We start from the raw sequence: 10,418 nt of genomic DNA on the forward strand, positions 1-10,418 counted from the left end.
CTTGGGGAGAGGTCGGATTGCCCCGAATTGCCCTTCGCAATTCGGTTGGCAATCCGGGTGAGGGGGCGCTTGCCCAGCCCTGTGAAGCAATCGTCAAAAATGCATCCAATTCCTCAGGCTCGTCCAGGTCTTCCTGTCGAGCCTGTAACGCTCGACCGGCACCTGGCCCGCGACGATCGAGTTCAGCATGCCCTGGCCGGCATACTGGAAGCCGCATTTGTGGATGACCCGGCGCGAGGCCGGATTGATCACCCGGGTCGAGGCATGCAGCACCTGGATCGAGGTCCGCTGGAAGGCGAGGTCGACCAGGGCGTGCGCGGCCTCGGTGGCATAGCCGCGCTTCCAGTAAGGCTCGCCGATCCAGTAGCCCAGTTCCAGGCCGCGATCGGTGGTGTTGAGCCCGGCGCAGCCGACGAAGGTGCCTGTATCCTTGAGCGTCAGGGCATAGACGATGCCGACGCGGCGCGACGCCGCCATGGCGAGGAAGGTGCGGCCCTCGGCCTCGCCATAGGGATGCGGCATGCGGGCCAGCATTTCAGCGACATGCCGGTTGTCGGCCAGCGTGACGAGTTGCTCGAGATCGCTCTCTCGCGGGGCGCGCATGCCCAGACGCTCGGTGGCCAGCACCGGGCAATCGATCGCGTAACTTTCGTCTTCGGTGTCTTCCGCTTCGGCAACCATTTTAGTCCTCCAGGGCAAGAAAAAATGAAAAGGAGAGAGGGCAAACCCATCTCTCCTGATCCTTTTCCTGGCCTGGCCAGACACCGGTTCCCGAGATGGGCGCCGGTGTTATGGTGCGGAACCGGCTACTCCGCTGCTTTGGTAATCGGGTTCACCGATACGTAGGTTCGGCCGTTGGCTTTCTTGTTGAAGGTGACTGCGCCGGCTTCGAGCGCAAAAAGGGTGTGGTCCGTGCCCATTCCGACATTGACGCCGGGATGCCACGAGGTGCCGCGTTGGCGGATGATGATGTTGCCCGGGATGACGGCTTCGCCGCCGAACTTCTTCACGCCCAGACGCTTGGAGTGCGAATCGCGACCGTTGCGCGACGAACCGCCAGCTTTCTTGTGTGCCATCTAACTAACTCCGATACGCCGCAAGGGCGTTTGAATGGTCTTATGAACGCGTTCGCGTTCCGTTTCAAGTCCGTACCGGCGACGATCGTCGCCGGAAAAATTACTTCTTCGCCAGTTCCTTGGCCTGCTCGCGCCAGTCCTTGATCTGGTCGGCGCTGAACGGCATGTGCTCGTCGATCTTGGCGACGTCCTTGTCGGACAGCTTGGCGAGCTGCGCGAAGGTGACGATGCCCTGCTCGGCGAGATCCTTCGCCGCGACCGGGCCGATGCCCTTGATCACGGTCAGGTCGTCCGGCTCGCCCTTCGGCGCCTTGAACAGCGGCGCAGCCTTTGCCTCATCGCCGGAAGTGGCCTCAGCCTTGGGCTCCTTCTTGGCCTTGGCCTCGTTCGGAGCGGCTTCGGCCTTTGCCTCGGCGGCGACTTCCGCCTTGGCTTCGGGGGCCTTGGCCTCTGCCTTGGCGGCCGCCTTCTTCGACGGCTTGGCGCCGCCCAGCAGGATCTCGGCGATCCGGACGGTGGTCAAAAGCTGGCGGTGGCCGATCTTGCGGCGCGAATTCTGGCGGCGGCGCTTCTTGAAAGCGATGACGGTGCGGTTCTTGCCCTGCTCGACGACTTCCGCCGTGACCAGAGCGCCATCGACGAACGGCGCGCCGAAGGTGACATTCTCGCCCTCGCCATGCGCGAGCACATTGCCGATCTCGACGATGTCGCCGACCTTGGCTTCGAGTTTCTCGATCTTCAGGAGATCGTTGGCGGCGACGCGATACTGCTTGCCGCCCGTTTTGATGACTGCGAACATTTTTTGCCTTTCGCTGTTCGGTCGGCCTCGATGAACCGCGTCAGGCGGTTCGGCCGTCTTTTTGTCAGTCTGCGGGTTCAAAAAACAAGCGGCGCGGAAGAGCCTCCACGCCGAATGCGGGCTGTCCCTAACCGAAGGTTGCGCCGGAGTCAAGGCAAGCGGCTTGTGCTTGGGGCGGCCTGTCCTTGGAGAGAGGCAGCGAGCGACGTTGCCGGCAAATATCGGTCCGTCCCGTCGCAATCGCTTTTCGCGGAAGCCGGAAATCGGTGGAATAGGGCCTTGTAACCGGAGCGGTCAGCCGTTATCAAGTGCGCCGCGCCGGCAACGGCCGACCATGACCTCGCGGAGAGGTGGCAGAGTGGTCGAATGCACCGCACTCGAAATGCGGCATACTCGCAAGGGTATCGGGGGTTCGAATCCCTCCCTCTCCGCCATCCTGCTTCGCGCTGCGCGCTTCGCAGGACAGGTCCAGCGAATTCTTTTCCGCGCCAAGCAGGATGCCCTCCGAAGCTTTAGCGAAGGAAGGCGGCCTGGGAGCTGTCTGCATTCTTTCACCCGCGCCACGTCGGCCTCGCGAATGAAATTTCGAGCCTTCACGTGACAAAAATCCGACCGTGATCGATAGTAGTATGATCTCGGCGAGTCATTGCGCAGGCCCATTCGACATGCGCTCGGGGCGAAATCCAAGAATGTCCGGTCGCGGCTTCACAACGGGGGACAAGATGATCGCGCGAACAATCGCGGTTGCCCTTGCAATCGCCTTTTCGCTTTCACCGTCGCATGCGCAACCGCAGCATCGTCTGCCAAGCGGTTATAAATGGGGCCGCTGCCTGCTTGTCGTTCATGGTCAGACCCGCATCTCCGGAAGATGCTCCTACCAAATCGAGAAGGGTGGCGATTTCAATATCCAGGGGCCTCGTCAGGTTTTTGCGGGCATCGATTATCCCGACACTCACAGCGGGGCCGGTGAGATGTCGAAGGATTACTGGGCCGTCGTCTACAAGGACGGCGATCTTTGGGCAGGCTATGCGAACGCTGACATTCGCGACACGCACGGCGAGGCAGGCGATTGGGGAGAGCTTCGCCGCGAAGGTGCCTGCTATGTCGGGAAGGATGTCAAGGTGTGCCTTTGGCGTTAGCCGGCTCCCTTGCAAGAACTATCCCAGCGCCACCAGGCGTTCGAGGAAACGCCCCTTCCCGGCATGGCGCTCCCGGATCGACTGAAGCCGGAGACGGAAGTCCTCGGTGCTGCCCTGTTTTTCGGCAAGTGCCAAGAGATCAGAAAGGAGCGCCGCCGCCTTGTCGTAGCCGGCGGGGTTGCGCCGCCCGATCTCGATCTCGACCTCTTCCCAGACATTTTCACCCCGCTGGCGAAGGACCTCGACCCGGATATCGCGGGCCTTCTCAGCCGCTTCCGCTTGCGATCGCCGCTGCGCTTCCGCCAGCTCCGCCTCGGCGCGCTTGCGGGCGAGGCGGATTTCTTCGGCCCGCGCCTGCAGATCCGCCGCTGTGCGCAAAGGGCCAAGCGAGATTGTCGTTTCGGGTTCCAAACGTGCCCGGATCGTGGCCCGCAACTCGGCGGACATATTCGGCTCACCATTGAAAACCCGCATGAGCAGGCTGGTTTTCTCGAAGTCGCTCATCGCCGCGACCAGCCGTCGGGCGATCTCCGGCGCTGCGCCATCGGGACCCGTTGTCGCGCTTCGCTCAGCCGCCGCCTGGATGAGATCGCGACCGATGCCGAAGAACTCGGCAAACGCTTCGAGCGCCTCGGTCAGCGGCCCGATTCCCGGCATCGGTTCGGGTTCCTCGGGTTCAATCGCGTCGGTTTCGACGGCCATCAACCAAAGCAGATAGAAAAGCCGAAGATCGCCCGCGAGCAGGTCGGCCCGCAACGGCGCCAAGGCCGCGAGCCAACCCGAATCCTCACCGTCAGGGTACTCGAACTCCAACTCGTCGCGCGCGATGCTTATAATGATGTTCTCACCAGCGACCCTGAGCATGACGTCGTCGGTCGCTCCAAGGAAGGCGTCCACGCGATCCCGACCGACCAGCCGAGCCGGCAGCTTGATCATCAGGCGGCGGGAACCCCAATTGGCCCAATAAAGATGAAGATCGAACCAGCGCTCCATGAGCTCGTCCGGATCGCCCTTGAAATCCCCCCACTCGTAGAAATTGGCGAAGCTTGTGGCGGTGATCCGCGCCCGCGATGACAGGTCGCGAAGCGCCTGGCGATCCGCGCTGCCAAGGGGACGGTCGACTGCCTGGAATTCATAGTATTGGTATTCGCTCATCGTCGCTCTCAGGATTGACACAAGTGTGCGGCTGGGGGATCGATAGCATACCGCTGGGCCGGGGCTCTATCGACGCGACTGGACGCGATGAAAAAAGAAGATCTGGAAAAACTGCTCTCCAGCGACAGCGGCGACTTCGAGTTGTATCCGATAGACCGCTATCTCCAGGCCGTGGCGACCGAACGGCAGGTGCCGAATCTCGCAATCGCGGTCTGCACGATCAGGATAGAAGAATCAGCGCCTGCGCTGCGCGCCGTCCTTGAACACGCCGCCAACGGACAGCCTTTGTCGGACGATGAAGAGATGCTGCTCTTCAGGGGCGTGTATATCCTCGGCGGCGCCCGCGACACCCAGGCATGCCAAGCTTTGCTGCGTCTGCTGCACCGCCCTGGGAAGGAAGCCGACCGGCTGCTTGGCGACGCCATAACCGAAACCTTGTCGCGCATCATCGTAGGCGTATTCGACGGCGACGCCGGCGCGCTGTTCGACATCATTGCCGACCGCTCCGCCGACGAATTCATCCGCGACGCGGCATTTGGCGCGGTGACCTTCTTGACCTGGGAAGGTCGCATCGAGCGCGACCGGACAAGGGATTTCGTGGAACGGTTCTACAGGGAGAGGCTGGCCGACGACTGGGATTACGCGTGGGTCGGCTGGCTGCAAGCCATCGCGATGCTTGCCCTGCGAGACCTCGTTCCGCTTGCCTACAGCGCCTGGGATGAGGGCCGTATCCCGGAAGATGTGCTTGAGCGCAGTGATTTCGAAAGCGACCTGCGAGAAGCCGAGCAGCAACCGGGCGACATCGACCGGTTCGACCGCGCCAGTCTGAGTTACATCGAGGATGTCCTTGTGGCGCTGGATTGGACCCGCGGCCTTGGCGATGACGACGATTTCGAGTTCGGCGACGATGATTTCGAGTTCGGTGACGACGATTTCGATCTTGACGAGGACGAGGATGGGCAAGCCTCATGGCTGGACCGGGCCTTGACCAGCGTCACTCCAGCCACCAACCCCTGGCGCGACGTCGGGCGCAACGATCCGTGCCCTTGTGGAAGCGGCAAGAAATTCAAGAAATGCTGCTTGGCAATCGCGGAATGACGGGGTGACGCGTCAAGGAAAACCCGTTCGTCAGTTCGACCCGCTCGCCTCATGCGCCGCGATCGCGCTTACGAAGATCTCCCCGAATTCCTTGAGCTTCGCTGCGCCCACGCCGTTCACTTCGGCGAAGTCGTCGAGGTCGCGCGGACGGCGCTCGGCCATGTCGATCAGGGTGCGGTCGGAAAACACCACATAGGCAGGTACCTGGCGTTCCTTAGCGAGCCGCAGCCGCAGCGTCTTGAGCGTCGCCAGCAAGGAAGTGTCCACGCCCTCGCCGCCCATGGCGGAACCCTGCGCGGCCCGCTTCCTGCCGCGCGCCAGACGGTCCCGGCCTTCGACACGATATTCGAACGCAACCTCGCCGCGGCCGAGCGCGCGGCCGCTTTCCGAGATGGCGAGGCCGCCATGGCCGTCGGGATCCGGCACCAGGAAGCCGCCGGCGACAAGTTGCCGGATGAGCGACAGCCAGACCGGCTTCCTATGCATGATGCCGGTCCTGAAGCTGGCGAGCTGCTGATGGCCTCTAGCCAGCACCTTTTCGGTCTCATGGCCGAGCAGGATGTCGATGACATGGGCGGCGCCGAAGCGCTCGCCGCTCTGCGCGACGGCCGCGAGGATGATCCGCGCCTCCGTCCCGCCATCGGCGCGCGGCGCCTGGTCGAGGCAGTTGTCGCAATTGCCGCAGGCTTGCGCCTCCTCGCCGAAATAGCCGAGCAGCACCTGGCGCCGGCACTGCGCCGTCTCGCAATAGCCGATCAGCGTGTCGAGCCGCCGATGCGCCCGTCTTTTGTGCTCGGGCGAGGTATCCTCGTCGTCGATGAACATCCGGCGCGTGCGGATGTCGCCGGCGCCGTAGAGCATGTGCGCTTCCGCCGCCCGGCCGTCGCGGCCGGCGCGGCCGATCTCCTGGTAATACGCCTCCAGGCTGCCGGGCAGGTCGGTGTGGAAGACATAGGCGACGTCGGGCTTGTCGATGCCCATGCCGAAGGCGATGGTCGCCACCATGACGACGCCCGAAAGGCTCATGAAGGTGTTTTGGTTCGCCTCTCGCGCCTCCTTGCTCATGCCGGCATGGTAGGCGAGCGCGCGCACGCCGTTCTTCTCCAGGAAAGCCGCCATCTCCTCCGTCTTGCGGCGCGACAGGCAATAGATGATGCCGCTCTTGCCCTGGTGCCGCTCGATGAAGCGCAACAGCTGGCGCTTGCTATCCTGCTTGGGCTCTATCGCCAGCTTGATGTTGGGCCGGTCGAAGCCCAGCACCAGGGTCTCGGCGCGCCCGGCAAACAGCCGCGCTTCGATGTCGGCGCGCGTGGCCTCGTCCGCCGTTGCCGTAAGCGCGATGATGGGCACCTGCGGAAACACGCCGCGCAACTGCGACAGGTCTTCATATTCGCGCCGGAAGGCCGGTCCCCATTGCGAGATGCAATGCGCCTCGTCGATGGCGATCAGGCCGACATCGAGCCGGGACAGGGCTTCCAGCATCCGCTCCGTCATCAGCCGCTCCGGCGCCATGTAGAGCAGCCGCGTCTGTCCGGACGCGACGCGGCGCCAGGCAGCGACATTGGCGTCGCGGTCGAGCGAGGAATTGATGGTGTCGGCGGCCACGCCGGCAAGGCGCAACGCGGCGACCTGGTCCTGCATCAGCGCCACCAGCGGCGACACCACGATGGTGAGCCCGCCTTTGACCAGCGCTGGAACCTGATAGCAGAGCGATTTGCCGGCGCCTGTCGGCATCACCGCCAGCACATGCCGCCCGGAGAGCAACGCCTCGATCACGGTCGCCTGCCCGGGGCGAAAATCGTCGAAGCCGAACACGTCTTTCAGGACGCGCCGCTTGTGATCCTCGGCCCGGATGCTCGCTGCCTGCGCCGGCATCAGGCAGACACCGGACAGGAGGTCGTTTTCGGGTTTATGTGAAGACCAGCCAAATGATTCACCGTGTGATGCCTTGGAGTAGCGCAGCGCTCATCAGGCCACAACCGCGCTTCGCGGGAAACCTGCCGCCTCACGCCGATGCCGTCATCGAAAAGTCGTCGCTGGCCCATCGGCTGGAGAGTTCCCCCGACGCATTCTCCGATGCTATGATTTTGAGCCGACTGTTGCCGGCGGCCGACGCAAAAGGAACCTTGGCATGATCGATCCCGCCACGCTCGTCACCTACATCGCGGTCGTGTTCGGCTTCGTCTTCATCCCGGGGCCGGCGACGCTGCTCACGGTCGCGCGGGCGACGAGTTCGGGCACGAAGGTCGGCATCGCCACCGGCGCCGGTGTCGCCGCCGGCGACGTGATTCACACCATCATGGCCATCGTCGGCATCTCGGCCATCGTCGCCGCTTCGGCGATGCTGTTCAGCGTCGTCAAATATATCGGCGCGGCCTATCTCGTTTATCTCGGCATCCGCGCCATTCTCGAAAAGGCGCCGGCCGACCTGGCGGCCAGGACGCTCCCCATTTCCGCGGGCCGGGCCTTCCGGCAGGCGATCCTGACCGAAGTGCTCAATCCGAAGACCGCGCTGTTCTTCCTGGCCTTCCTGCCGCAATTCGTGCACCCGCAAGGCGGTTTCGTGGTGCTGCAGCTGATGCTGCTGGGCATCATCTTTGTTCTGCTCGGGCTCTTCAGCACGGTCGTCTTCGCCGTCAGCGCGGGCGGCCTGGGTTCCTTGCTGCGCCGCAATCCGGCGGTGTTGAAATGGCAGGGCAAGGTGGTCGGCGGCATCTATTGCGCGCTCGGCATGCGCCTGGCACTGCAGCAGCGCTGAAACGCTTCACCCGGCGGCGCCGGTCCAGGCATGTCATAGCCGAATTCGCGACAGAAGGCCCGCATGGCCGGCGTCGGCGGGGTGACGAGATCGGGCTTTCTTTATAAAAGAAACCAAGCATATTCTTGCAGAACTCAGCCGGTGGCTTGCTGATATTATTCTTCCGCAGTCGTCCCGCTTCTCCGACACCACAGCAATGGAATCCGCCGTCGCCATGGATTCGTCCGCGCCCGTGCTCATCTTCTACGCCCGCAACGACGCGCTTGGCGACGGCTTGCTGCGGATTCCGGCCCTGCGGGCGGCAAGAACGGCCTTTCCGCAAAGCCGTGTCGTCTATGGCGCCATGCGCGGCTCATCGCTCTCGCATGTGTTGCGCAAGCACGTCGCGCATCTCGTCGATGACTTCAGGACGAAGACGCCGCTTTCCGCCATCCTCGCCGAATTCGCGCCGCGCGGCCGCAAAGCCATCGTCGTCGATCTGCGCACCGGCGTGCCGGGCCTCATCCTCACGGCTCTGCAACTTGCAGGCCGGGGCATCCGCTACGAAGCGAACTTTGCCGGCCATCTTCTGTCGCTGCGCTGGGGCACACGGTTGACGCTGCGGCCGGAACATAATGCCTGGCGCTACCACCGGCTGGTCGAGCGCCTGGCGGGGCGGCACCTGCCTTTCGACCACAGGCTCGATGTTCCGGACGCCGCGCGGGGTCTGGCGCGCCAGCTGCGCGGCGGTTGCGGCCGTCCACTCGTCCTGCTTGGCGGCAATGCCCAGGGCAGGAAGTGCATGAGCGAAGATCAGGTGGTGGCTGTTGCCGGCAATCTGATCGATGCCGGCTACCGGGTGCTGTATCTGGCGACCCCCGGCGGCGGACCGACGCCGCTGGCGCTCCTCGCAAGGGAAGGCCGCCTCCAGGTGGCCTGTCCGGAACTGGCGCCGGACATTGCAAGCTTCGACGATCTCCTGCTTGCGCTGGGCGAGATGGCGGTCGCCTATATCGGCATGGAGGGCGGCCTGGCGCATCTCATGGCCGCCGTCATGACGCCGGCAGTGATCGTCAACAACGGCGCCAATGTGGAGCGCTGGCGCCCCCTTTCAAACGCGGTCGAAGTCGTCACGGCGCCGAGGCGAGGCCGTTCGACCAATGTCGCCGACGCGCCGGTCGAAGCCATACTCGATGCCGCGCATCGCCTGCTCGCGGCAAGCCGCCGCGATCACATGGCGATCCCGGAAAGGCGTGAAACCGCTCCGGTGCAATCGGCGTTCGATAGAACTGCCGACCGGTTCTAACCGAGGAAATCGGCCCGGCAAGGCGCAAAACTGTCGACCAACCGCCCGGCCTCCAGCGCCTTGACGCCATGCACGAGATTGGACGGCACGATGAAGCTGCTGCCCGTTTCGAGGATCTCCGATCGGCCATCGACAGTGACCTCGAAGCGACCCTCGGCGACATAGCTTGCCTGGACATGCGGATGCGAATGCAGCGCGCCGACGCCGCCCCTGTCGAAGGCGAACTCGACCATCATCAATTCATCGGTATGCACCAGCACGCGCCGCCTGTTGCCGTCCGCCGTCGGCTCCCAGGCTTTTTCGCCCGCATGGGAAAAGATATCGGTCATCGCTCAGCTTCCGTTCGGCTTGTAAAGCAAATCCAGGAAAGGTGCGGCGCGGTTTTCCGGCCGGAGACGGTCACCGCGCCAGCCAGCCGCCATCGACCGGCACCACCGCGCCATGCATATAGTCCGACGCCCGCGCCAGCAGGAACACGGCCGCGTCGCCGATGTCGTCGGGCCGGCCCCAGCGTGCCGCCGGAATGCGCCCGAGGATGGCGGCGCTGCGGTCTGGGTCGGCGCGTAAGGCTTCGGTGTTGTTGGTCTCGACATAGCCCGGCGCGATGCCGTTGACGTTGATGCCTTTCGCCGCCCATTCGCAAGCGAGCAGCCTTGTGAGGCCGAGCACGCCGTGCTTCGAGGCCGTATAGGAAGCGACGCGGATGCCGCCCTGGAAACTCAGCACCGAGGCGATGTTGACGATCTTGCCGCGCCGTCCGGGCTCCGCCAGCACGCGCCTGGCAAAGCTCTGGCACAGCCGGAAGACCGTCTTCAAATTGACGTCCATCACCTCGTCCCAGTCGGTTTCGCTCAGGTCGACCGCATCGGCGCGCCGGATGATGCCGGCATTGTTGACGAGGCCGTCGAGCCGGCCGCTCTCGCTCCAGACCTGGTCGAGCATGGCGGCCGCCTCTGTCGGATCTCCAAGATCGGTCCTCACCGCTTCGAAGCTGCCGCCCGCGGCGGCGACTTTCGCGGCGGTGTCATCCATCGCCGAACGGCCGACGCCGACGACCAGGCCGCCGGCGCGCGCGACCGACACGGCGATGCCTTGCCCGATGCCGGTG

At 64.2% G+C, this 10,418-nt stretch carries 11 protein-coding genes and 1 tRNA gene; 5 read left to right on the forward strand and 7 right to left on the reverse strand.

Going from position 1 to position 10,418, the window contains the following annotated elements:
• Positions 1 to 93: 93 nt before the first annotated feature.
• From FJ980_RS27355 to FJ980_RS27365, 3 genes are all read right to left on the reverse strand, one after another.
• On the reverse strand, positions 94 to 681 hold the full coding sequence (locus tag FJ980_RS27355; protein ID WP_140546788.1) for a GNAT family protein: 588 nt from the start codon (positions 679 to 681) through the stop codon (positions 94 to 96).
• Between the two features lie 125 nt (positions 682 to 806).
• On the reverse strand, positions 807 to 1,076 hold the full coding sequence (rpmA, locus tag FJ980_RS27360; protein WP_006327539.1) for a 50S ribosomal protein L27: 270 nt from the start codon (positions 1,074 to 1,076) through the stop codon (positions 807 to 809).
• Between the two features lie 100 nt (positions 1,077 to 1,176).
• A complete protein-coding gene (locus FJ980_RS27365; RefSeq protein ID WP_140546789.1) occupies positions 1,177 to 1,875 on the reverse strand; it encodes a 50S ribosomal protein L21 in 699 nt (232 codons plus the stop codon).
• Positions 1,876 to 2,219: 344 nt separating this feature from the next.
• Between FJ980_RS27365 and FJ980_RS27370 the strand changes: the two genes are divergently transcribed.
• Positions 2,220 to 2,309: transfer RNA gene (locus FJ980_RS27370), tRNA-Ser, on the forward strand.
• 255 nt (positions 2,310 to 2,564) lie between these two features.
• Positions 2,565 to 3,014 carry a hypothetical protein gene (locus FJ980_RS27375; protein WP_140546790.1) on the forward strand — a complete coding sequence of 150 codons (450 nt, stop codon included), beginning with the start codon at positions 2,565 to 2,567 and terminating at the stop codon, positions 3,012 to 3,014.
• Between the two features lie 18 nt (positions 3,015 to 3,032).
• Here FJ980_RS27375 and FJ980_RS27380 read toward each other — a convergent pair whose 3' ends face one another.
• A complete protein-coding gene (locus tag FJ980_RS27380) occupies positions 3,033 to 4,169 on the reverse strand; it encodes a hypothetical protein (protein ID WP_140546791.1) in 1,137 nt (378 codons plus the stop codon).
• Positions 4,170 to 4,256: 87 nt separating this feature from the next.
• On the opposite strand from FJ980_RS27380, the gene FJ980_RS35525 reads away from it, so the two are divergent.
• The gene (locus FJ980_RS35525) at positions 4,257 to 5,267 is read left to right on the forward strand and encodes a DUF1186 domain-containing protein (RefSeq protein WP_246676570.1); all 1,011 of its coding nucleotides are present in this window, start codon (positions 4,257 to 4,259) and stop codon (positions 5,265 to 5,267) included.
• 30 nt (positions 5,268 to 5,297) lie between these two features.
• Here FJ980_RS35525 and recQ read toward each other — a convergent pair whose 3' ends face one another.
• Positions 5,298 to 7,142: a DNA helicase RecQ gene (gene recQ, locus FJ980_RS27390; RefSeq protein WP_140546792.1), complete on the reverse strand. Its 1,845-nt coding sequence runs from the start codon at positions 7,140 to 7,142 to the stop codon at positions 5,298 to 5,300.
• Positions 7,143 to 7,398: 256 nt separating this feature from the next.
• Between recQ and FJ980_RS27395 the strand changes: the two genes are divergently transcribed.
• Entirely contained in the window at positions 7,399 to 8,025 is a 627-nt protein-coding gene (locus tag FJ980_RS27395; protein ID WP_140546793.1) for a LysE family translocator, read from the forward strand.
• 196 nt (positions 8,026 to 8,221) lie between these two features.
• A complete protein-coding gene (locus FJ980_RS27400; protein ID WP_140546794.1) occupies positions 8,222 to 9,310 on the forward strand; it encodes a glycosyltransferase family 9 protein in 1,089 nt (362 codons plus the stop codon).
• Here the strand turns inward: FJ980_RS27400 and FJ980_RS27405 are convergent.
• Both FJ980_RS27405 and kduD read right to left on the reverse strand, forming a co-directional pair.
• Entirely contained in the window at positions 9,307 to 9,639 is a 333-nt protein-coding gene (locus tag FJ980_RS27405; protein WP_140546795.1) for a cupin domain-containing protein, read from the reverse strand. The genes FJ980_RS27400 and FJ980_RS27405 overlap by 4 nt on opposite strands.
• 70 nt (positions 9,640 to 9,709) lie before the next feature.
• Positions 9,710 to 10,418, reverse strand: a 709-nt coding sequence (kduD, locus tag FJ980_RS27410; protein ID WP_140546796.1) for a 2-dehydro-3-deoxy-D-gluconate 5-dehydrogenase KduD, incomplete at its 5' end; no start/stop codon positions are given.

Origin of the sequence: Mesorhizobium sp. B1-1-5 (assembly GCF_006443065.1) — a bacterium.
Lineage (GTDB): Bacteria > Pseudomonadota > Alphaproteobacteria > Rhizobiales > Rhizobiaceae > Mesorhizobium.

Bases quoted from the DNA above. Each gene is read 5' to 3' on its own strand.
- FJ980_RS27355 (WP_140546788.1), bottom strand. From the start codon at position 681: ATGGTTGCCGAAGCGGAAGACACCGAAGACGAAAGTTACGCGATCGAT.
- rpmA (WP_006327539.1), bottom strand. From the start codon at position 1,076: ATGGCACACAAGAAAGCTGGCGGTTCGTCGCGCAACGGTCGCGATTCG.
- FJ980_RS27365 (WP_140546789.1), bottom strand. From the start codon at position 1,875: ATGTTCGCAGTCATCAAAACGGGCGGCAAGCAGTATCGCGTCGCCGCC.
- FJ980_RS27375 (WP_140546790.1), top strand. From the start codon at position 2,565: ATGTCCGGTCGCGGCTTCACAACGGGGGACAAGATGATCGCGCGAACA.
- FJ980_RS27380 (WP_140546791.1), bottom strand. From the start codon at position 4,169: ATGAGCGAATACCAATACTATGAATTCCAGGCAGTCGACCGTCCCCTT.
- FJ980_RS35525 (WP_246676570.1), top strand. From the start codon at position 4,257: ATGAAAAAAGAAGATCTGGAAAAACTGCTCTCCAGCGACAGCGGCGAC.
- recQ (WP_140546792.1), bottom strand. From the start codon at position 7,142: ATGCCGGCGCAGGCAGCGAGCATCCGGGCCGAGGATCACAAGCGGCGC.
- FJ980_RS27395 (WP_140546793.1), top strand. From the start codon at position 7,399: ATGATCGATCCCGCCACGCTCGTCACCTACATCGCGGTCGTGTTCGGC.
- FJ980_RS27400 (WP_140546794.1), top strand. From the start codon at position 8,222: ATGGAATCCGCCGTCGCCATGGATTCGTCCGCGCCCGTGCTCATCTTC.
- FJ980_RS27405 (WP_140546795.1), bottom strand. From the start codon at position 9,639: ATGACCGATATCTTTTCCCATGCGGGCGAAAAAGCCTGGGAGCCGACG.